Here is a 21,232-nt window from a genome sequence, read left to right on the forward strand (position 1 = left end):
CTAATGGATCTTCGCGATGCGGTAGGCGACGGCATTCTCGAAGATCAGCGAGTGCATATAGATACAGGTGATCATGCCGTCGCAGGGGGCGAGGAAACGGTGGATGACCTCCCCTTCGAGTGAGTGGACGATCTTGCCGATCGTCTCATCCTTGGAGACCGTCGTCCCGGGTGTCTGCGTCGGGATAAAGATTCCGCTGCGGGGGCTTTTGATGACCTCGATGCGTTCGCGGGTCACGACGGTCGAGTTGTAGCCGTTGAATGCCTCGTAGCGGATGATGCCGCTGTGGCTGAGGAAGTTGATGAGGCTATCCATGATGACCCGGGCGGATTCGGGGTCGATCAGGGGTTCATGGGGGCAGACTACGGAACACGCCTTGGCCCCCCAGAGCTGCCAGTTGTACTGCAGCGACACCGTCTCGATCGATTCGGGTTCGCGGTGGTGAATGACCTTGAGCCCCAGCCAGCGGGCGCTTTTCACATCTTCGTATCCGGTCTTGAAGAGTTTGACGTAGGGCAGGCAGGTGGCGAGGTCGGTCCGCGTCTCCAGGATGATGCCGTAGTCGTAGTCCTGGACCGCTTCGAAGAGGCGGTGGGCGATGCGCTGCGTCGTTTCGCCCTCGTTGTAGCCCGGGAACATCATGTTGATGTCGGTCTTGTCCAGGGGCCAGAAACGTTCGTTGATGTTGAGGGCGTAGTGGTTGACGGAGGGGATGACGAGGATATTGCCCAGGATCTTTTCGCTTCCGAGTTTGTTGCGCAGGAAATCGACCAGCTTCGACGCGCTATACAGCGGCAGGGTCGTCGCCCCCTCCATGGCGCCGATAACGGCGACGCTGGGGGCATCGGGGTCGCTCCCTTCGAAGAGGTACCCCTCGACGACCATCGGCGCGCGGCTGAGGGACTCGAGTTTCAGGATCTCAATTTTTTTCATCGGGCTCTCCGAAAATCCGTGCGAGCAGGGACCCCTCGTAGACGACAGGGTATTCGCGCAGGGTGAACAAAACGCCGCCGTTGGGGGCATAGAGGGATTCGCGCACCGCCCCGCTGAGGGGGTCGACGATGTCGCCGATCCACTGTTCTTTTTCAATCACTTCGCAGTGGTCAAGGGCGGGGACAAAAAGACCGGCGGCGGGGGCGTTAATGTAAAACACCTCCCCGACCTCGGAGGTGAACGGCTCGCGGACCTTGAACTCCGTCGGGGTTTCGATGATCCCCTCTTGTTGCATCAGGTTCAGGATCCCCCGCAGCAGCTGCCGCCCGTAGGCCTTCGTCAACCGCATGCCCACCCCCATCTCGACGACAAGGGTTTTCGTCCCCCGTTCGTTCATCGTATGCGAAAAGGTCGCTTCGAGGACCGTGACGGCGTCGTGGATCCAGATGAAGTCGCAGTTGAGCTGTTTGGCCAGGGGAAGGGTCGTCTCCGAGAACGCCTTGTTGATCCGGATCTGCGGGATCTCGCGCAGGAAAATGTTGGAAGAGTGAATGTCGATGGCGATGTCGCTGCCTTCGACGTCCCCGGCCAGGGCATGCACCACCTGCGCGGGCAGGAAATCGTTGCGCGCCCCCGGGAAAGCGCGGTTGAGGTCGATCTCGTAAAGGGGGAAACCGCGGATAATGGTGTCGACTCCCAGGGAGTTGACGGCGGGGTAGATGTCGACGGTCCCACGCAGCGCCTCGGGGTGCTCGCGCAGCCAGGCGGCCAGGAGGTAGATGACGAGCTGCCCTTCGAGCTCGTCGCCGTGTATCCCGCTGACAACGCTGATGCGCTTGGCATCCGGACGCACTGTTTCCGGTGCGAAACGGGCGCGCTGGATGCGCAGCGTCTCTCCCACCGGGAGCTCGGAAGAGAAGATTTCCGTAATTTCCGGGTTCATTTTCAGTAGACGACGAGCTCGTCGATGAGGGCGTTGATGGCGTCGAGGTTGGCCTCTTCGTCGGTTCTGGAAATGGCAAGTTTCGCATCGGGCGCGATCTTTTGCGCCGTCTGCAGAATGTTGTTGAGGTACTCGACCGGCTCCTTCCCGTCCTTGCCGTGACGGAGGTGGAGGTCGACCTTTTCGGTCAGTTTGCCCAGGCGGACGAAGTGGTCGCTTTTGCAACGGATCAGGCCGCGGTTCATGCTGCCCCAGATTTCGTTGATCAGCGAGAGGGCGTCGTCGACGAAGCGGTAATCGACGAAGACGGCGCTTTTCGAGGCGTGGTCGAAAAGCTCGGCGAGGTGGATCGTCTCGCCGAAGGCGTCCGTATCGATATAGGCCCGGGAGATGATCGCGTTTTCGCGGGCGAAACGCATGATCTCCGCCAGGTTGGAGGGGTGGTCCCCGAAGATGGCGTTGTCTAGGAACTGGGAGGCGTTGGCGTAGTCGAGTTCGATCTCGAGGTGCTCGAAATAGCGCCTGCCGGCGTCCTTGTCCGTGTCGATGACGCAGTCGAAGATCTCGATGACGTCAACGAGGGTTGTTTCGACGCGCTGGAGGTGGCGTCCGAACCAGTAGAGATTGGTGGCGACGTTGGTGCTCAGAAGTTGATCCATCTTAGAGCTCCATGACCCATGTATCTTTGAACCCGCCGCCCTGGGACGAGTTGACGAGGTAGTTGCCCGCTTCCATCGCATAGCGTGTCAGCCCGCACTCCCAGACATTGACCTTCTCGCCCATGACGACATAGGCGCGGAAGTCCGCTTTGCGGGGACTCAGTTCCCCGTTGATGAGACACTCTTCGTCGTAGAACTCAACGAGCTCCTGGGCGATAAAACGGCGGGGGTTGGCCTCGATGATCGTCTTGAGGTCATCGAGCTGGATCTTGGACATGGCGTGCCCGAACATGACGCCGTATCCGCCGGCTTCCGCGACATCCTTGACAACGAGCTTGTCGATGTTGTCGAAGATGTATTTTTTGTCCTTTTCGAAATAGGGAAGGTAAGTCGGCGCGTTCTGCATGATGGGCTCTTCGTTCAGGTAGTATTTGATCATCTGCGGTACGAAGTAGTAGATCCCCTTGTCGTCCGCCACCCCGTTGCCGACGGCATTCATGATCGCCACGTTGCCCGCGAGGTAGGCTTCGATGATGCCGGGCACCCCGATGAGGCTTTCGGGGTTGAAAAACTTGGGGTCGAGAAAGTCGTCGTCAAGGCGGCGGTAGACCGCCCCGACGCGGATGCGCCGCCCGTCGTAGTTTTTAAAGTAGAGGACCTTGTTCTCCACGACCAGTTCGGCGGCGCGGACCAGTTCGGCCCCGATCTCTCCGGCGAGGTAGCTGTGTTCGTAATACGCGGAGTTGTAGCGCCCCGGGGTCAGAACGACGTTGATGCCGCCGGTATTGACGTAATCCATCGCGTTGCGCAGATAGGAGGAGTACTGCTTGATCGGTTCGATCTTCAGCTCTTCGAAGAACTCCGGGTAGATCTTGCGGTAGGTGTCGCGGATGGAGAGCGGATAGCTCGCCCCGCTGGGCACGCGCAGGTTGTCCTCGAGGATGACCCATTCGTCGTTCTTGGTATCCTTGACGAGGTCGATGCCGTTGATATGGGTCCTGATCTTCTGCGACGGGGAGAAACCGACGAACTCCTTGAGGTACCCTTTGGCCTGGTGGATGAAGGCTTCGGGGACGATGCCGTCCTTGACGATCTTGGCCTCGGTATAGAGGTCTTCCAGGAAGAGGTTCAGTGCCGTGATGCGCTGCTCGAGGCCGCGCTGCATCTTGCCGAACTCCTCCTTGGAGATGATGCGGGGAATGACGTCGAAGGGGAGTGAACGCTCGATGAAATTGCCGTCTTTATAGAGATTGAAATTGACAGCGAACTTATCCATATAGCGCTGAAACTCTTCGACTTTCTGTCGATCTTGCCGGGAAAAAATCTCCCAGAACTTTTCATGTAGTTTTCCAGTTTCTTCTATCAATGTATCTCCCTTGATGCTTTTATGCGAACATCACTCCGACCCGCGGGTTTCACGGTGCCAAAGGTGGTGTGGGTATAAAAGATCATATTGCATATTCTATGAGAAAATGCTTTTATTCGGTGCTTTTGTGGTTTTCGTTTTTTCGTCAAAGCGCGGAGGGCTAGCCGCCCCGATCCGTCGATTTGATGAACGCGGCTTTTCGCAGGGGGTTCGGCATGTGGTACGGGGCGCGGCGGGTCTGTTTTGCTCGCATCTAAACCACTACCAGGTTCTCGAAGAGGTCGTTGATAGCATCGAGGTTGGCCTCATCATCTTTTTCGTCGATGGGCATCTCCGCCTCCGGGGCGATCCGCTGCGCAGTGATGAGAATATTGTGCAGGTAGACGACCGATTCGTTGCCGTTCTTGCCGTGGCGCAGGTGCAGGTCGACTTTCTCGGTCAGTTTGCCCAGGCGGATGAACTGGTCGCTTTTGCGCCGCAGAAGACCACGGGCCATGATCCCCCACACCTCGTTGATGAGCGAGAGGGCATCCCCGATGAAACGGTAGTCGACCTTGGTATCGGTCTTGGCATAGGTGTCGAGGAGGTTGTAGAGCCTGATCGTCTCCCCGAAGGCTTCCGCGTCGAGATAGGGACGGCAGATGATGGCGTTTTCTCGGGCGTTGCTCATAATGGTGGCGAGGTTTGCGGGGTGGTCGCCGAAGACGGCCTTTTGAAGGAAATCCTGCGCGCTCTTGTACTCCAGCTCAATGTCCAGATGCTCGAAGTAGCGTACGCCGGCTTCTTTGTCCGTGTCAATCACCGCGTTGAAGAGCTCCAGCACGTCGATCAGGGTCGTTTCGACGCGCTGGAGGTGGCGGCCGAACCAGTAGAGGTTGGTGGCGACGTAGGTGGTGAGCAGCTGGTGTTTATGACTGTGCTGGGGCCAGGTTTCGACAAACTTTATGCTCGGGTACTGCCGGTAGTCGGCATAGCCGTTAAGATAGTCTCGGAGCCGTTTAAAAAGGGTGATGGCGTTGAACGTCCAGAGATGCTTTGGATCTCGGTCGACGGGGGGAACATGTACTGCGTTCATAGTGCGCCTCCTGCAGATACAGCGGGTCTGTCGGGCTCAAACACGTTTCGAGCATATATTTTGACCATTATAGAACGCGCGGCTGTGCATAGGGTGATATTTCTGATTAACTTTTAAACATAGCAGGTTTTTTCAGGTGGAAATGGACGTGAAATCACGGAAAATAAGGCGCTTTCTCCTCTGAATGCACAAACGGGCTTACATAGGGGACGTTTATGAAAAGCCGCCGATCGAAAAGCGACGGGTGCCTATCGTTTGCGCGCGTTGATGAAGTAGACGGCGGCGGTACTGACGGCACCCCCTGCCACGAGCCAGAAGGAGGGGCGCTCTCCCAGCAGCAGAAAGCTCGCTACCAGGGCGGTCAGCGGCACGAGGAACATATAGCTTCCGGCCTTGGCCGAGCCGATCTTGCCCGCTGCGACAAAGAAGATGGTCGACGCCACCGTCTGCCCCATGATGGCCAGAAAGAGCAGCCCCGTCCAGAAACGCCACTCCTGGTCCGGCACCGTGCCCAGCCCGGCGGGCAGCGCCGGAACGAGCGCGATGGGCACGGCGAAAACGGCCAGCCAGAAGTTGAAATGGATGGGCTCCATCTCCGTGTGCGACTGCTGCCCCAGGAGGGTGAGCACGGCCCACACCAGCGCGCTGCCGACAAAGAAGACATTGCCGCTGTGCAGCAGGTCGGCGTGCCACACCTCCAGCATCAGCATCCCGCCGAACAGTCCCACTCCCAGCCCGAGCAGCTGCGTCGGGGAGACGCGGGTGCGGAAGACAATCAGGGCGAGCAGGGCCGTGAGAATGGGACTGGCCACGGTGATGATGACCCCGCCCGCCCCGGCGCTGCCCGTTTGCACGCCCCAGAAGGCGAAGTACATAAATGCGACGTTGAGTGCGCCCGCCGCGATAGTGAAGCGCAGCGTCCGGCGGTTGAGGCGCAGCGGCTTGCGCCGCCAGTAGAGGATGGGCAGGAAGGAAACCGCCATGATGGCGAAGCGCAGAAAGGTGACGGTCTCGACCGGGACATCAGTGTCGGTCACGACCTTGAGCGCGGGCCAGCCGATGCCCCACAACACCATCGCCAGTACGATCCAACCCGCCATTTTTTCTTCCCTGCTGAAAATTTCGGGAATTATACTCCGATAATGGTGTGATGTGATATTTCAATGATTTCTATTTGCTACTTTGCTATCATGGCTTTTGAACGAAATGTATGATTGGTCTCAATTCTCAATAGCTGAACATACGTTATTGCTACTAATTAATTCTTAGGAGTAGACTTTGGTCAACCTATGGATATTGCCGATTGCACTCGTCATACTTCTAGACCTTGCTGCACTTTTTGTCGTCATAAACGAAGAGTTACTGTATGAGGCACATCAAAAGTTTTATAAAGTGCTTTTTATTCTCCTCATTCCTCTTATCGGTGCTATTGTAGAGCTTTTCCTACTTAGCAGATATGCAAAATTTCGTGGAGATGGCTATTACCCAGATGATGATGTTAAGTGGTATGCATTTTGGAATCACTTTTCAAATGACAGTTCATCATCTGGCAGCCATAGTGGTTCTGATGGGAGTGGGGGTGGAGGTTCCGGTGGCGGCGGAGATTAAAACTTCTAACAAACTAAAGGAGACCAATCAAAAACCCGCGAGCAGGTTTTTGATTGGTCATTTTAAACGTAATAGTAACAAGGGAATCTGAAGATGGGAAATAAAATAGAGTACAAAAAAGCGTTGAAAAAGCAAATTGTGACTGCGATTGCAGCACTTTTTCTTTTCCTTGTACTGATGTATCTTTCTATGCAATCATCATTTGGCATACTTCAATTTAGCATAATAGGAATGCTTAGTATCGGCCTCATGTTTACAGTTCTACATGCCTTCAAAAATCAAGCCAAAGAGGCAAAGTGTCCACATTGTGAAACCGACTTATTTGAAATGATACAAGTCGCATTGTCTGAAAAAGTCGAATTCAATTACTGTCCAACCTGTGGCAAACATGTTGAGCTATAACAAATCAAAAGAGACCAATCACAAACCCGCGGGCGCTTTTTGATTGCACATTTTAAATGTAGACTTCCAAGAAAAAAGGAGACAAAAATTGAAATCTGAGAGGTATAAAATCGGAAGGGAGAAACTGGCCGAGGTCGGCGGCGATCAGGGGGATAAGATCATAGAGGCCCTCAGCGCAATCGCTCCGGAGTTCGCCGACCTGCTTGTGGAGTTTCCCTTCGGGGACATCTACAGCCGTCCGGGGTTGGACCTGCGGTCCCGTGAAATCGCCACGGTGGCGGCCCTGACGGCGATAGGCACGGCAGCGCCCCAGTTAAAGGCCCACGTACACGGGGCGCTCAATGTCGGCTGCACACCGCAGGAGATCATCGAGATTATGATCCAGATGGCCGTCTATGCGGGGTTTCCCGCCGCGCTGAACGGGCTTGCGACCGCCAAAGAGGTTTTTGACGAGCGGGACATAAATGTAAAAGACTGAAAACGCAGAGGCGACCAGTCAAATCTTAAAAGGTTGATAGAATGAAAAAATATGGAATTGCCACCATACTTGGCGTCGTTTTGGTCCTGTTTCTTGCATATTTTATGCATCCGCTCGATAATGATTCCATCGGGCTGTTGACATTGTTGTGTGTTGGCGGGTCCAACGGGATTGCCGCACTTTTTGTGAAATCGAGAGATGTCGAAGGGATACAGAATGACAAATAATATCAACGCGATGCACTGGATTGTACTGGTTTCGTCAGTCTTGATTTTTGCGGGATGCAGCGGTAGCTCTCCGGTGCCAGTGGATGCACCGACTGGCGCAGCTGCAGAAAACGAGCCCATCGCCACACGTTCTTTTCTCATTCATGGTAAAAAGCCCGACCCCTCGTACCGTGTCCACGGCTTCGTCATTTTTACTTCAAGACCCACCAGCGGACAATATGCCAGATATATGAAGACATGCGAAGCGTACATCGCTACGTTGGATCCTACGGAGAGTCACTCTTCTGACGAATATGATCTGTTACCGACGTATTGGCCCGTGACTGATGAGTTGTACTCTGAGGATTGTGTCGACATGATAAATTATTACGATTATCCGCGTGCCAGCGAAATCGTCGCTCGCCTGCATGCCGAACTCGGCACAGGCATCGGCCCTTATCTGGTAGCTTCCGGGGAGGGGGAACTGATGGTGCTCGATATGAGTACCTTTTCAGAAGACGATATCCAACGGGCCATGCGGATATGGGAAAAAGAGATCTGTGTCGATCCGAAAAACTGGGAACCGAGGCTCTCGATTATCAAATTTCGCGAAGCGTTCCGCAGTATGCTCCAGGCATACGGAGACAGCATCTTAAAATATTTCAGTTAGCCTTGGAGCTGGCTGTGCGCTTTGCGCCAAACGCATCGTCACACCCACACCGGCTTTCTTCCAAAAGCATTCGATCCAATTGATCTTCGCCTCGAAAAAGAGTGAATCGCGATTTTATCGCCGATAGTGTTCCAGTACGATTGTCAGGTACTGGGCGTGGTGTCCAAACGATTCTTTCGAAGAGAGGGAGGGAGGCAGCGATATCTCTCCCCAGGTGGAGGTGATAAAGAAGCGGGCGAAGGCTTTGGTGTCAAACGCTACGAGTTCACCGTCTGCAATGGCGGCTTCCAGCGCCAGAGAGAGCTTGTCGATAAAATGGTGGTAGGCCTTTGTCAGGACGGCTTCAAAGTCGGGGTCGAGCGGGGCCATCTCCACGAGTAGGCGGTGCAGAGGGCAGCCGTTGGCGATGAGGGCGGTGTGGTTCTGCATCTTCGCAAATATGCGTGCAAAGGTTTGAAAAATGTTTTCGCCCGGCAGGCGCGCAAAGTCGAAGAAGTCGTCCATTTTCGGGACGATGCGCTCCTGGCTCACGGCCAGTACCAGCTCCTTTTTGGAAGCGAAAAAGTGGTACATGCTCCCCTTGGGCACCCCGGCGGCCTTGAGGATGACGGCGGTGCCGGTACCGTGATAGCCGTTCTTGTAGACTTCAGCAAAGGCGGCGTCCAGCAGCCGCGCTCTTGAGTCCTGGCGCTTCATATCTCAACCCTTGAAATTTTTGCATCATTATATCGGTTTGTCCCCAGGCGCCGAAGCGCGGGCTAGAGCGCTTTGGTGAAGATGATGGCCCCGTTCGTGCCGCCGAAACCGTAATTGGTGCTCATGACGGTTTGAAGCTCCTTTTCACGCGCGGTGTTCGCGACGTAGTCCAGGTCGCAGGCGTCGTCTTGGGTGCGGAGGTTGATGGTCGGGGGCATGATGTTGCGCTCAAGGGCCATAATGGAGACGGCGGCTTCGATGATGCCGGTGGCCCCGAGACAGTGGCCGATACTCCCCTTGATGGAACTGACCGGAGGTACGGTCTCAAAGACCGCTTTGAACGCTTTTGTCTCGTTAGCGTCTCCAAGCGGGGTACTGGTCCCATGCGCGTTGATGTAGTCCACTCGTGGGTTGCCGGCCATCTGCAGCGCAGAGCGCATGGCCCGGACGGGGCCGTCCGTGGCGGGGGCTGTGATGTGGCCCGCGTCCGCGCTTTCGCCGAAGCCCGCGACCCGTGCATAGATCTTCGCACCCCGCTTTTGGGCATGTTCCAGGGTTTCGAGCACAAGGGCCGCCGCCCCTTCACCCATCACGAAGCCGTCGCGCTCCTTGTCGAAGGGCCTGGAGGCCGTTTTCGGGTCGTCGTTGTGTGTTGAGAGTGCCTTCATGGCGCTGAAGCCGCGGATGCCCGTCTCGCAGATGCAGGCTTCGGCGCCCAGGGCGACCATGACGTCGGCTCCGCCGGCCATGATGGTCTTCGCCGCCTGGTTGATGGCGTGAAGCCCCGCCGTGCAGGCCGTCGTCGAGGAGAGGTTCGGCCCCTTGAGCCCGTAATAGATGGAGGCGTACCCCGCCAGCATATTCGTGATGGATCCGGGGATGAAAAAGGGCGAGATCTTCTTGCCGAAGGCGTTCTTTTCGATATTCTCCTGCATCATCGGCAGGCCGCCTATCCCGGTGGCGGCGCTGACGCCCATTCGGGCCGCATCCCCGTTTTGCGGTTCGAGCGCGGCGTCGGCGAGGGCCTCTTTCAGCGCATGCATCCCCAGGTGGATGAAGCGGTCGCTCTTTTTGATGTCTTTGGGGTCCATGACGCTGCCCGGATCGAAATCCTTCACTTCGCTGGCGATTTGTACGGCATCGCCGGAGGCGTCGAAATGGGTGATATAGTCGATGCCGCATACGCCCTCGAGCAGTGCTTCAAAAGCGCTCTCGGCACTGTTGCCGACGCCGTTGATCATGCCGATTCCCGTAATGACAATAGGGTTCATATTAACTCCTTTTCAATCGTATGAAATAGCCTGAGCATCTCTTCGGGGAAGAGGCTCGGACGCATGTTGCGCACGTAAAGCATTGTCAGCTGCACGGTGAAGATCGGTTTTTTCCCGCGGGAGATCGTCTGTTCGATCTTCAAAGATGTTCGCTTTATTTTTGTGATGTTGCTGCTGACATCGAGTACGTCTCCCAATCGTGCGGGGGTCAGATAGCGGCACGCCAGAGAGTGCACGATCAGATGCCCGTCGGCGCCCTGAAGCGCGGTATCCGTATTGAAAAAATGCGCGGCGCGGGCCCGGTCGCAGTATTTCAGATAATTCGGGTGAAATACCAGACCCGTCGCATCCGTATCTTCGTAATAGACGGTTACCCGCATCTTTTTCCCTTTCTAGACTGATTGGTCTAGTAAAATTCTAGTGGAAATGTGCTTAAAGTAGACTAAACGGTCTAGTTGTAAAATGGTATAGTTGTTTCCGCATAAGCAAAGCGCCGTGAACGGCAAGAGAGACAAAACGTCCGAAGAGTATGAGGGAGATCTATTGGAAGCCGCCGATATACCATTTGCACGCCATATTGGGCTTGAACAGGAGAAGGGGAGCGTGTCGCTGGGGTTCAGCGGCACGGTGATGAACCATCTCAATACGATACACGCCAGCGCACAGTTCGCCCTGGCGGAGACCCAGAGCGGTCTGTACCTGCAGACGCTCTTCCCCGAACTGGAGGGAAAAGTCGTTCCTCTTTTGCGGGAGGCGCAGATACGTTACAGAAAACCCGCCGCGGCAAAGATCGTCGCGTCCGCGTCAGTGGACGATTCGGCGGTCGAAACGTTCAGAGATCAGTTTGGCAGAAAGGGAAGGGGGTCTATCCGGGTCGATGTCGCTGTGACGGACGTCAACGGCGTGTTGACGTCGCAGGGCGCTTTTACATGGTTCATCCAGACGCTCTGAGGCGTCAGCCGCTCCACTTCTCCAGCTTCGCCGCGTTGTGGTTGTAATCGGGCTCTTTTGACTCGGGGTCGAGGAGATCGTTGGTAAGGTAGTTGATCCGGCGGTCGGTGACGGGGACGAAGAGGGTCTTTTCGCGAATGTTCTCCGTCACCTTCGCCTCGAAGACGAGCGCACCCCTGGCCGTCGTCACCTTGACCTTGTCGCCGTCCGCAATCCCTGCGCTTTGCGCATCTTCGCTGTTGATCTCGATGTAGCTCAGCGGCTTGTGCTTGAGCAGGCGGTCGACGAAGGCGGTCTTCGTGCCGCTGTGCCACTGGTCGCGGGTCCGCCCGGTGGTGAGCAGGTAGGGGAACTCCAGCGAGCTGCTTTCGCTGCGGCGTTCGTTCTGCACGAAGATGAGGTTCGCCCGACCGTCGGGGGTGAGGAACTCGTTATCGTCAAAGAGCCCTTCGCCCCAGACGTAGCCGCCGTTTTTGAGGCTGGCGGCGTCGACGCCGCTGATGTCCATGTGCCCCTTCGGGCTGAGCGCCGTCATGCGGCGGTATTCGTCCCAGATCGCCTCGGCGTTCTGGTAGTCGAAGGCGCGCACGAAGCCCATGGCCCGCCCGATCATCGAAAAGATCTCCCAGTCGGGTTTACAATCGATGCTGCGGCGGGTCAGGCGCTCCTGGCGGGTGATGCTGCGGTCCATGTTGGTCTGCGTCCCCTCTTTTTCGCCCCAGGGGGCCGCCGGCAGCCGCAGGTGGGCAAAGGGTTTCGTTTCGCTGTCGTCATAGGCGTTGATCTCGACGATGAAGGGGACCTTTTTCAGCGCCGCCTCGACCCGGCTGCGGTTGGGGAGGTGGTAGACGGGGTCGGTGTGGCAGATGATAAGGACGTCGAGTTCGCGCCGTTCGGCCGCTTCGATCATCTCGAAGGCCGTCAGTCCCGGGGCGGGGGCGATGTTCTGCGCCCCCCAGAATTCGCTCACCTTGGCAATGGACTCCTCGTTGAAATCCAGGTGCACCGCGAGGGTTGTCGCCAGCCCCCCGACCTCGCGGCCCCCCATGGCATTGGGCTGACCGGTCAGGGAGAAGGGGCCGTTGCCGGGACGGTTGATCTTGCCGGTGAGCAGGTGGAGGTTGATGAGCGCGAGGTTCTTGTCGACCCCCTGCGCGCTCTGGTTCAGCCCCATCGTCCAGGCGGAGATGACGTTCTCGCTCTCGTAAAAGAGTTCCATGAAGGCTTCGAAGTCCGATTCTTCTAACCCGCACCGTTTGAGCAGTTTCTTCGTCGGGATCTTCTTGATCTTTTTGAGGTAGGCGTCAAACCCGTTGACGTGCGCGTCGAGGAAGGCGTTGTCGGTTTTGCCATCGTCGACGATGCGGCGCGCGACGAGGCTGAGGAAGTCGATGTCGGTGCCAACGCGGATGGGGAGGTGGAGGTCGGCCTGCTCGGCCGTCTCCGTGCGGCGCGGGTCGATGACGACGGTTTTTAGCCCCTCTTTTTTCGCTTTTTTTATCTTGTTGTTGAAAACGACGTGCGCTTCGGCGGGGTTCGCCCCGATCATGATCAGCAGGTCGCAGTGTTCGATCTCCTCCATCCGGACGGGGACGTAGTCGACGCCGAAGACCTTCTTGTGGGCGACGACGGCGCTGGCCATGCAGGTGCGCGAGTTGGTATCGACGTTGTTGGTCCCGAGGAACCCCTTGCCGAGCTTGTTGGCGACGTAGTAGTCCTCGGTGAGCATCTGGCCCGAGAGGTAGAAGCCGATCCGCTCGGGGGAGGTGGAGCGGATGTTGTGGACGATCGTCTCGATGGCCATCTCCCAGGAGATCTCCGTAAAGTCTTCATAGGCTTTGCGCAGCTTGGGGCGCAGCAGCCGCGTCGGTGTCTCGATGGTGTGCAGCTCGCTGGCCCCTTTGGAGCAGACGAGTCCCTCGTTGACGGGGTAATCGATGTCGCCGACGAGGCGCCGGGTGTCGTACTCAATGCCGCAGCCCACTCCGCAGTATCCGCAGACGGATTTGATTTTCATAACAAGCCTTTCTCTCTATATATAGGGGTCAATATTTCGTTGTTGCTGACGTATTATGACATAGTATGCTAAGAAAATATTAAGACTATTGTATAAAAAACATACAAATAAATTGTCATTTTAATCCCTATGGCATGCCATAATGGTGCAACCGAAACAGAGTTTCAAAAAAAATAAAGGTTTAAGCAATGAAAAGTGCATCTGGATTGAAAGGTTTGACACTGGCCGGACTCGCCCTCGGGCTGGCGGCGACGACGCTGATGGCGGACGTCGAAAAGAAGAAGCTGACCATCGGCTTTATCGCGCTGACGGATTGTGCCCCCATCGTCATCGCGGAGGAGAAGGGCTTCTTTGACAAGTACGGCCTGGACGTCCACGTCGTCAAAGAGGGCGGCGGCTGGCCGGGGATCCAGCAGAAAGTGATCAACGGCGAGTACGACTTCTCGCACGCCCTGGCGGGGATGCCGATCGCGGCGACGCTGGGCATCAACGGTGATGCAAACCTCCAGGCGCTGCTGAGCCTCGACTTCAACGGCAACGGCATCACGTTCGGCAACAACATTATCAAGAAGATGAAAACCTACGGTATGGACGAGAAGACACGTCCGCTCGGTTCCGAGTCGCTGAAAAAGTACATTGACGCCAAGCATCAAAAAGAGGGTGGCAAATACCAGCCGCTGAGCTTCGGCATGGTCCACCCGGTCTCGACGCACAACTACGAGCTGCGCTACTGGATGGCATCCTCCGGCATTGAGCCCGACCGCGACGCGACGATCAAACCCTTCCCGCCGCCGACGATGCCCAGCAACCTGATCGCCGGCAACATCGAAGGCTACTGCGTCGGGGAGCCGTGGAACGAACGGATCGTTCTGAAGAAGAAGGGCTCGACCCTCGTCACCAACTACGACATCTGGAACAACAACCCCGAGAAGGTGCTCCAGGCCCGGGCGGACTTTGTCGAAAAGAACCCCGAAACGACCAAGGCGGTCATGAAGGCGATCATCGAGGCGCAGATGTGGCTTGACGAGAGCTGGGAACACCGCAAAGAGGCGGCGAAGATCCTGAGCAAGCCCAACTACGTCAAGGCGCCGGTCCCGGTCCTTGAGAAGTCGATGACGGGGACCTTCCAGTACCTCAAAGGGCAGGACTCCGAGCCCAACCCGATGTTCAACGTCTTCGCCAACTACTACGCGGCGTACCCCTTCTACAGCCACGGCATGTGGTTCATCACGCAGATGTACCGCTGGGGACAGCTCGACAAACCTGTCGATATGAAAGCGGTCATCGAGAAGACCTACCGTCCCGACCTCTTCGAGGCCGCGGCCAAAGAGGTGGGCTACGCCCTGCCGCCGAGCCCGTGGAAAAAAGACGGCGTGGATAAGTACAACATGTTCATGGACGGCAAGGTCTACGATCCGAACAAAGCGGTTGAGTATATCTACAGCTTCAAGGTGACGAACCCGCTGGTGAGCGAGGCGGACCTCAAAGCGGCCAACGCCTGGGAAGGGAGCCTCAAGACGGCCCAGCCCGACTATGTCTGCCCCTACGGCCCCGCCGGCTGTGCCGACCCCAAATACGTAACGAAATAAATCTTCGGCCCTTCGCGGCCGAAACCAGGAAAACATGATGCAGGAAATTATTAAAAAAACCGCGCTGCCGCTGATGGTGCTGTTCGTCATTCTGGCGGGCTGGCAACTGGTGGCCAACAATGTCGAAGAGTTCCCGACGCCCCACAGCACATGGGTGGCGGCGTTCGGGGGAATCAATGCCGACGGCGACGAGATCACGGGGGTGCTCTCCGATCCGTTCTATGTCGAGAACGAGGATGACAAGGGGATCGCCTGGCAGATCACGAACTCCCTCGGCCGGGTCTTCGGGGGCTTCGCGCTGGCGATCCTCGTGGGGATCCCCGTGGGGCTGCTGATCGGGATGAGCAAAAGCTTTCTGATGGCGCTCAACCCCTACATCCAGATCCTCAAGCCGGTCTCGCCGCTGGCGTGGCTGCCGCTGCTGCTGATGGTCTTCCAGGACATCAACCTGACGGCCGTCTCGACGATCTTTATCACCTCCATCTGGCCGATTATCATCAATACGGCCCTGGGAGTCCGCAGCGTCAACCAGGATTATCTCAATGTCTCGAAGGTGCTGCAGTTCACCCCCTTCGAGACGATCCGCAAGATCATCCTGCCCGTCGCGGTGCCCTACATCTTTACGGGGATGCGGCTGAGCCTGGGGATCGCCTGGCTCGTCATCGTCGCGGCGGAGATGCTTACCGGCGGGATCGGCATCGGGTTCTGGATCTGGGACGAGTATAACAACCTGAACTACCCGAACATCATTATCGGGATCATCATCGTCGGTGTCGTGGGGTATATCCTCGACGTCATCATGGGCAAGATCGCCGATTTCTTCGACTACCGAAAACGCGCCTGAGGAGGACAGCATGGGTAAATTTCTCTCACTGGAACATGTCGACAAGGTGTTCCCGCTCCCGGGCGGGAAGGAGTACGTGGCGGTCCGGGACGTGGACCTGGAGATTAAAAAGAACGAGATCATCTCCATCATCGGGCACTCGGGCTGCGGCAAGTCGACGCTGCTCAACATGATCGCGGGGCTGGACCTCAACACGGGCGGCGGGATCTTCCTGAATAACAAGGAGATCGGCGGCCCCGGCCCCGAGCGCGCCGTCGTTTTCCAGAACCACTCGCTGCTGCCGTGGCTGACGGTCTATCAAAATATCGAGATGGCCGTCAAAAAGGTGATGCCGGAACTGAACAAGCAGGAACTGGGCGAACGGGTCATGAAGTTCGTCAGCATGGTCAACCTCGACCACGCCAAGGATAAATACCCCGGCGAGATCAGCGGGGGGATGAAGCAGCGCGTCGGGATCGCCCGGGCGCTCTCCATCAAGCCCGAGGTACTGCTGATGGACGAACCTTTCGGGGCCCTTGATTCGCTGACGCGCGCCAACCTCCAGGAGCACCTGATGCGCATCCAGGAGAAGGTGCAGAACACCGTCATCATCATTACGCACGACGTGGACGAAGCGGTGCTGCTGAGCGACCGGGTCATCATGATGACCAACGGCCCCGAAGCGACGGTGGGCGAGATCCTCGAGGTGAACCTGGAGCGTCCGCGCGACCGCGTGGCACTGCAGCAGGACCCCGAATACGTCCGCTGCCGCGAAGCGATCCTCAGTTTCCTCTACGAGAAGTTCGCCAAGGACGACGAATAACGAAATGAACAACCGACCATAATGTGTTTCTGCCGGACCAGGGGAGGCATTTCCCCGGCGTTCCGGTGCAAAAGATAGCCGGTATCTGTGGGGAGTCCCGTCGCATCATGCGGGGCTCTCCAGAGGTGCCGCCTCGAGATTGTAAAAGGATAAATTGAATGAAGAAGTGGATGATGTCGCTGGCCGCCGTGCCGGTTATTGTTGGAAGTATGAATGTGGCCGTATCAGCGGCCGAAGAGATCGTTCTCCTGGACGGTCTGAAAGTGAGCGGAGAGATCCGCCCGCGCTACGAGATGGCGGACGTGAAGGACAACGGCCTCGATACGGCTAACGCCTTTACGGCGCGGACGCGCCTTGCGGTCGAAGGGACGCTCCTCGGCCTCGAAGGGCTTACTGCCAAGGTGGGGATGACCTCGGTCAACAACTTCGGCTACAACGACTATGCGCCGCAGAATGGGACCTATGACCTGATCCTGGACCCCCAGCAGGCGATCCTGACCGAAGGGTACCTGGCCTACACGGCGGCGGACACGACCCTGCTTGCAGGGCGCTCCTTCGTCAACCTCGACGACCAGCGCTTCGTGGGCACCGTCGGCTGGCGCCAGATGGAGCGCGCCTACGACACGGTGACGCTGAGCAACGGTTCCATCGAGGGCCTCTCCCTGATGGCCTCCTGGATCTACGGCTACCAGGGGGTCAATGCCAACCCGACGACGGACACGGGATCGTTGCTCCTGCACGCCACGTACTCGGCGGGCAAGGCGCTCTCTGTCACGGGGTTCGGCTATATGCTTGCAGACATTCACGACACTTACGGCCTGCGCGTCTCCGGGGATATCGCCCTGGACGGTGTGACGTTGAACTATGCGGCCTCCTATGCCAAGCAGAGCGACGCTTCGCTGACCTACGCCCTCGATGATGCGCCGGAGATCGATGCTGCCTACTACGACATCGCCCTGGGCGCGAACATCTCCGGCCTCATTGTCGGGGCGGAGTACGAGGTGCTCGGCGACGCCGAGAGCAACAGCACCAAGGGCTTCACGACTCCGCTGGCGACCCTGCACAAGTTCCAGGGGTGGGCGGACGTCTTTCTGGGGCGTACGGCAGGCAGCAACAACGACGGTCTGGCGGACCTGAGCGGCAAACTGGGATTTGCGGCGCCGGGCGTCGGGAAGGTGCTGGGGGTCTACCACAAGTTTGACGCGCTCTCCGGCGCAAACAAAGACCTCGGCAGCGAGTTTGACGTGCTCTATGCCAACAAGGTTCCGGGCGTCAAGGACCTTGCGTTCCTGGCCAAGGCGGCCTTCTATTCCAAGGGCGACACCGGCAACGACGTGACCAAAGTCTGGGCCCAGCTCGATTACAAGTTTATGGTCAAATAAAGTTCGTGCGGCCGGTCCGGCCGCCGGGGACGGTCATGTTTTTTGACGCTTCTTCACCACCGAAGGCGCATTAAAAAACATACGAAGGATTCATGATGCAAAGAATTACCCTTCCCGTTGTACTGCACAACCCGAAGATACTGCTGATAGGCGGCGGGCCGGTCGCCCTGCAAAAGGCGCAGGTGATGCGCCGCAACAAGATCGATTTCGACGTCATCGCCGCGCAGTGCAGCGAGGCGATGCGCTCGCTTGTCCCGGAGGCGTGTGAACGTTCCGTGACGGAGGAGGATTGCCGGGAGTACGGCATTGTCATCGACGCTACCGGTAACCCCGAGGTGACGGCGATGCTGACGGCGCTCAAACAGCGGCAGCGTTTCCTGCTCAACGTCGTCGACGTCCCGGAGCAGTGCGACTTCTTCTTTGCCGCGCTGATCGAGCAGGGGCCGGTCAAGATTGCGGTAAGTTCCAGCGGGGGCTCGCCGGCGCTCGCCCAGGCCATTCGCGACAAGATCGCCCGGATGCTGCCCGCATCATTGGCCGCACTGGGCCAAAAGGCGATGCGCGAGCGCCTTGCCGGGCATATCCGCCCGGGGGCGCTCAAAGCCGAGGCGAACCGGCAGCTCGGACGGGTGCACCTGGTCGGCTGCGGCACGGGGGACGTCGACCTGCTGACGCTCAAGGCCTACCGCCTTATCACGGAAGCGGACGTCGTCTTCGTCGATCACCTCGTCAGCGAGGAGATCAAGGCGATCATCCCCAAAGCGACGATGGTCATCCACGTCGGCAAGCGTAAAGGACACCACAGCATCAAGCAGGAGAAGATCAATGCACTCCTGATCGAGTACGCGCAGAAGGGGCTGGAGGTCGCCCGGCTTAAGGCGGGAGACCCCTACATCTTCGGCCGCGGGGCGGAAGAGGCGGAGGCGCTTGTCGCGGAAGGAATCCGTGTCGAAGTCGTCCCGGGGATCTCTTCGGCCGTCGCCGGACCGCTTGCCGCAGGGATCGCCCCGACGGCACGCGGGTACGCGGCGAACCTCTCCATCGTCTCCGCGCACCTGGCGGGTAACCGTATCAACACGGAGTGGATCGACCTGCTCAAACTGAAAAACCATACGACCATCGTGCTGATGGGGGTCTCGCGCGCCAAAGAGATCGTGGAGAAGGCACTGGAAGCGGGCGCGGAAGCGGCGATGCCCTGCGCCGTCATCTCCAACGCCTCCCGGCCGGACCAGCAGCGTTTCATCACCACGCTGGAGGGGTTGCCGGCGGTGGCCGAAAACGCCCCGCGCCCCGCGATCATCGTCTTTGGCGACGTCGTCAACCTGCACGCGGTGCTGCCGCAGTATATCAACGAAGGGGAGTACCATGATCAGCGTATTGCAAGCGGCCTCTGAAGCCCGGAATACCAAAACGAACAAGGTCGAGCAGACCAAGGCGCTCAAAACCCCCAAAGAGGCGTTCGAACAGATCGCCGAGTACGCCAAAGGGGGGTACGGCAGCATCCCCAAGGAGGATCTCGGCTACTTCCTGAAGTGCTTCGGCATTTTCGACCGCCCGATGACCCCGGAGCGCTTCATGATGCGGGTGCGCATTCCCGGCGGCCAGCTGGATGCCGCCCAGGCACGCACCGTCGGCGAGATCGCGCGGGAGTTCGGCCAGGATTACATCGATATTTCGACCCGGGCGCAGATCGTCCTGCGCTATTTAAGCATCGAAGCGATGCCGGAGATCCTTGAACGCCTTGAAACGGTGGGGCTGACGACCTTTCATACGGGGGTGGACAACTTCCGCAACATGGTCAACGACCCCCTCGACGGGGTGGCCTTCGATAACATTCTGCCGTCGCAGGGGCTCCTTCAGAAGCTGCAAGAGCTTTTCCTGGGCCACTGGGAGTGGGTCAGCGCCCTGCCGCGCAAGTTCAATACGGGAGTCTGCGGTTCTTTGGCCAACCGCTGCAACATCTTCGGGCAGGACTGCGGGTTTGTGCTGGCGCAAAAAGAGGGGGTCTACGGCTACAATGTCTACCTCGGAGGAAGGGTCGGGGTGATCGCGCGCAACGCGGACATCTTCGTGCGCGACGAGGCGGAGGCCGTGGCGATGTTCCGGGCCCTCATCGAGCTCTACCGCGACTACGGCTTCCGCGACAACCGCAACAAGAACCGCCTTCACTTCCTCATCGAGGCGGTGGGGATGGAGGCCCTCGCCGCGGCCATCCGCGAAAAGGCGGGTATCGACTTCGCCACGGCCGGGGAGACGCTGACACAGCTTGACAACAGCGACCCTGACCAGGGTCGGGTCCAGCTCAACAACGGCACCTTCGCCGTCCATGCCGTCGTCCCCTCCGGCGTCTTCAGCGGCAGCGACCTTGTCGCCGCGGCGGGGGCGGCGGAGACCTTCGGCGACGGGCGCGTGCGCCTCGACATTGAACAGAGCCTCTACCTTCTCGGGGTGGATGCGGTCCGCTACGAGGCCCTGATGGAGACGCCGTTTTTCGAGACCTACAAGAGCGTCTCCAGCCCCTATTTCAACCACCTGATCGCCTGCGCCGGGGAGGAGCACTGCCCCTTCGGCGTCATCCCGAACAAACCCGACGCCATCGAGATGGCCGAATACCTCAGCCTCGCGGTGCCGCTGGAGGGCGGCCGCGTGCGGATGCACTGGTCGGGCTGCGTCAAAGGGTGCGGCCTGCACGGGGTCGGCGACATCGGTTTCGAGGGGTGCAAGGCCAAGGTGAACGGCGAGACGGAGCACGGAGTGCACATCACGCTCGGGGGCAAACTCACCGCCGAAGGGCAGGAGGGGTACAGCGTCATGAAGTCCGTGCCGCTGCGGTTCGCGCGCTACCACGTCGAGTCGCTGATGCGCGAGTACCGCCGCCTGCGCAGGGCGGGGGAGAGCTTCGGACAGTTCCACGACCGGGTGCTGGCGCTCTACTCGCCCGCGGCGATCGGCTTTATCATGCAGATGCAGGCCTATGTGCGCGACAGGGGTATCGAGCTGGCGTTGGGGTTCGAGGCGGGTGCGAAAAGCGGCCGAAACGAATCCTTCGAACTCTTCGACTTCGGCTGCCGGCTCTACAAGAAACTGACGGGCGAGACGGCCTACCCGCTGCAGGCGCACTATATGCCCTCAGAGGGGGAGCGGTTGGATACGACACTGCTCGATCACAATAGTATCGACGCAAACCTGGCCCGGATGGTGACCAAGATGCTTGAGCCCAATGCCAACCTCCGCGCCAAAGCCTTTACGGAACTAAACGGCTTCGTGGCACTCTTCCAATCGTAAAGCGTGCCCGGTATCCGGGCGCTTCTATAAAGACGGTTTTTCTGCACACAGCTGC

22 protein-coding genes are annotated in these 21,232 nt (G+C 58.2%); 12 read left to right on the forward strand and 10 right to left on the reverse strand.

Annotated elements, in window-relative coordinates:
- The 6 genes from ACM66T_RS03595 to ACM66T_RS03620 all read right to left on the reverse strand — a co-directional run bounded on the left by ACM66T_RS03595 (nucleotide 1) and on the right by ACM66T_RS03620 (nucleotide 6,076).
- Nucleotides 1-933, reverse strand: a complete 933-nt coding sequence (locus ACM66T_RS03595) for a M14 family metallopeptidase (protein WP_231020433.1) — start codon at nucleotides 931-933, stop codon at nucleotides 1-3.
- Complete coding sequence (locus ACM66T_RS03600) at nucleotides 920-1,876, reverse strand: M14 family metallopeptidase (RefSeq protein WP_231020434.1); 957 nt, start codon at nucleotides 1,874-1,876, stop codon at nucleotides 920-922. Before ACM66T_RS03600 ends, ACM66T_RS03595 begins: the two co-directional genes overlap by 14 nt.
- Before the next feature lie 2 nt (nucleotides 1,877-1,878).
- Complete coding sequence (locus tag ACM66T_RS03605) at nucleotides 1,879-2,535, reverse strand: alpha-E domain-containing protein (RefSeq protein WP_231020435.1); 657 nt, start codon at nucleotides 2,533-2,535, stop codon at nucleotides 1,879-1,881.
- Nucleotide 2,536: 1 nt separating this feature from the next.
- On the reverse strand, nucleotides 2,537-3,811 hold the full coding sequence (locus tag ACM66T_RS03610) for a circularly permuted type 2 ATP-grasp protein (protein WP_231020436.1): 1,275 nt from the start codon (nucleotides 3,809-3,811) through the stop codon (nucleotides 2,537-2,539).
- Between the two features lie 343 nt (nucleotides 3,812-4,154).
- On the reverse strand, nucleotides 4,155-4,976 hold the full coding sequence (locus tag ACM66T_RS03615) for an alpha-E domain-containing protein (RefSeq protein WP_231020437.1): 822 nt from the start codon (nucleotides 4,974-4,976) through the stop codon (nucleotides 4,155-4,157).
- A 248-nt stretch (nucleotides 4,977-5,224) separates the two neighbouring features.
- Nucleotides 5,225-6,076: a DMT family transporter gene (locus ACM66T_RS03620; protein WP_416768779.1), complete on the reverse strand. Its 852-nt coding sequence runs from the start codon at nucleotides 6,074-6,076 to the stop codon at nucleotides 5,225-5,227.
- 178 nt (nucleotides 6,077-6,254) lie between these two features.
- On the opposite strand from ACM66T_RS03620, the gene ACM66T_RS03625 reads away from it, so the two are divergent.
- The 5 genes from ACM66T_RS03625 (at nucleotide 6,255) to ACM66T_RS03645 (ending at nucleotide 8,340) form a co-directional block, all read left to right on the forward strand.
- Nucleotides 6,255-6,584 carry a hypothetical protein gene (locus ACM66T_RS03625; protein ID WP_231020439.1) on the forward strand — a complete coding sequence of 110 codons (330 nt, stop codon included), beginning with the start codon at nucleotides 6,255-6,257 and terminating at the stop codon, nucleotides 6,582-6,584.
- Nucleotides 6,585-6,677: 93 nt separating this feature from the next.
- Nucleotides 6,678-6,986 (forward strand): hypothetical protein, encoded by a 309-nt coding sequence (locus ACM66T_RS03630; protein ID WP_231020440.1) that lies wholly within the window; start codon nucleotides 6,678-6,680, stop codon nucleotides 6,984-6,986.
- Between the two features lie 88 nt (nucleotides 6,987-7,074).
- A complete protein-coding gene (locus ACM66T_RS03635) occupies nucleotides 7,075-7,464 on the forward strand; it encodes a carboxymuconolactone decarboxylase family protein (RefSeq protein ID WP_231020441.1) in 390 nt (129 codons plus the stop codon).
- A gap of 41 nt (nucleotides 7,465-7,505) precedes the next feature.
- A complete protein-coding gene (locus tag ACM66T_RS03640; protein WP_231020442.1) occupies nucleotides 7,506-7,691 on the forward strand; it encodes a hypothetical protein in 186 nt (61 codons plus the stop codon).
- Nucleotides 7,681-8,340 carry a hypothetical protein gene (locus ACM66T_RS03645; protein ID WP_231020443.1) on the forward strand — a complete coding sequence of 220 codons (660 nt, stop codon included), beginning with the start codon at nucleotides 7,681-7,683 and terminating at the stop codon, nucleotides 8,338-8,340. Before ACM66T_RS03640 ends, ACM66T_RS03645 begins: the two co-directional genes overlap by 11 nt.
- 114 nt (nucleotides 8,341-8,454) lie before the next feature.
- Here the strand turns inward: ACM66T_RS03645 and ACM66T_RS03650 are convergent, their stop codons facing one another.
- From ACM66T_RS03650 to ACM66T_RS03660, 3 genes are all read right to left on the reverse strand, one after another.
- The gene (locus ACM66T_RS03650; protein ID WP_231020444.1) at nucleotides 8,455-9,036 is read right to left on the reverse strand and encodes a TetR/AcrR family transcriptional regulator; all 582 of its coding nucleotides are present in this window, start codon (nucleotides 9,034-9,036) and stop codon (nucleotides 8,455-8,457) included.
- A 62-nt stretch (nucleotides 9,037-9,098) separates the two neighbouring features.
- Complete coding sequence (gene fabF, locus ACM66T_RS03655; RefSeq protein ID WP_231020445.1) at nucleotides 9,099-10,307, reverse strand: beta-ketoacyl-ACP synthase II; 1,209 nt, start codon at nucleotides 10,305-10,307, stop codon at nucleotides 9,099-9,101.
- A complete protein-coding gene (locus ACM66T_RS03660) occupies nucleotides 10,304-10,687 on the reverse strand; it encodes a YbgC/FadM family acyl-CoA thioesterase (protein WP_231020446.1) in 384 nt (127 codons plus the stop codon). The genes fabF and ACM66T_RS03660 overlap by 4 nt, the downstream gene beginning before the upstream one ends.
- A gap of 91 nt (nucleotides 10,688-10,778) precedes the next feature.
- On the opposite strand from ACM66T_RS03660, the gene ACM66T_RS03665 reads away from it, so the two are divergent.
- Complete coding sequence (locus tag ACM66T_RS03665; RefSeq protein ID WP_416768780.1) at nucleotides 10,779-11,258, forward strand: YiiD C-terminal domain-containing protein; 480 nt, start codon at nucleotides 10,779-10,781, stop codon at nucleotides 11,256-11,258.
- A 4-nt stretch (nucleotides 11,259-11,262) separates the two neighbouring features.
- Here the strand turns inward: ACM66T_RS03665 and ACM66T_RS03670 are convergent, their stop codons facing one another.
- Nucleotides 11,263-13,275: a molybdopterin oxidoreductase family protein gene (locus tag ACM66T_RS03670; protein ID WP_231020448.1), complete on the reverse strand. Its 2,013-nt coding sequence runs from the start codon at nucleotides 13,273-13,275 to the stop codon at nucleotides 11,263-11,265.
- A 188-nt stretch (nucleotides 13,276-13,463) separates the two neighbouring features.
- Between ACM66T_RS03670 and ACM66T_RS03675 the strand changes: the two genes are divergently transcribed.
- The 6 genes from ACM66T_RS03675 (at nucleotide 13,464) to ACM66T_RS03700 (ending at nucleotide 21,177) form a co-directional block, all read left to right on the forward strand.
- Entirely contained in the window at nucleotides 13,464-14,864 is a 1,401-nt protein-coding gene (locus tag ACM66T_RS03675) for a CmpA/NrtA family ABC transporter substrate-binding protein (RefSeq protein ID WP_416768781.1), read from the forward strand.
- A gap of 37 nt (nucleotides 14,865-14,901) precedes the next feature.
- Nucleotides 14,902-15,708, forward strand: a complete 807-nt coding sequence (gene ntrB / locus ACM66T_RS03680) for a nitrate ABC transporter permease (protein ID WP_349636718.1) — start codon at nucleotides 14,902-14,904, stop codon at nucleotides 15,706-15,708.
- Nucleotides 15,709-15,718: 10 nt separating this feature from the next.
- Complete coding sequence (locus tag ACM66T_RS03685) at nucleotides 15,719-16,510, forward strand: ABC transporter ATP-binding protein (RefSeq protein WP_231020451.1); 792 nt, start codon at nucleotides 15,719-15,721, stop codon at nucleotides 16,508-16,510.
- Nucleotides 16,511-16,668: 158 nt separating this feature from the next.
- The gene (locus ACM66T_RS03690) at nucleotides 16,669-17,892 is read left to right on the forward strand and encodes a hypothetical protein (protein WP_416768782.1); all 1,224 of its coding nucleotides are present in this window, start codon (nucleotides 16,669-16,671) and stop codon (nucleotides 17,890-17,892) included.
- 95 nt (nucleotides 17,893-17,987) lie between these two features.
- Nucleotides 17,988-19,286 carry a uroporphyrinogen-III C-methyltransferase gene (gene cobA / locus ACM66T_RS03695; RefSeq protein WP_231020453.1) on the forward strand — a complete coding sequence of 433 codons (1,299 nt, stop codon included), beginning with the start codon at nucleotides 17,988-17,990 and terminating at the stop codon, nucleotides 19,284-19,286.
- Nucleotides 19,258-21,177, forward strand: a complete 1,920-nt coding sequence (locus ACM66T_RS03700; RefSeq protein WP_231020454.1) for a ferredoxin--nitrite reductase — start codon at nucleotides 19,258-19,260, stop codon at nucleotides 21,175-21,177. Before cobA ends, ACM66T_RS03700 begins: the two co-directional genes overlap by 29 nt.
- Nucleotides 21,178-21,232: the final 55 nt, after the last annotated feature.

The organism is Sulfurimonas sp. ST-25 (genome assembly GCF_048079205.1).
In the GTDB taxonomy this organism is placed as follows: Bacteria; Campylobacterota; Campylobacteria; order Campylobacterales; family Sulfurimonadaceae; genus Thiomicrolovo; species Thiomicrolovo sulfuroxydans.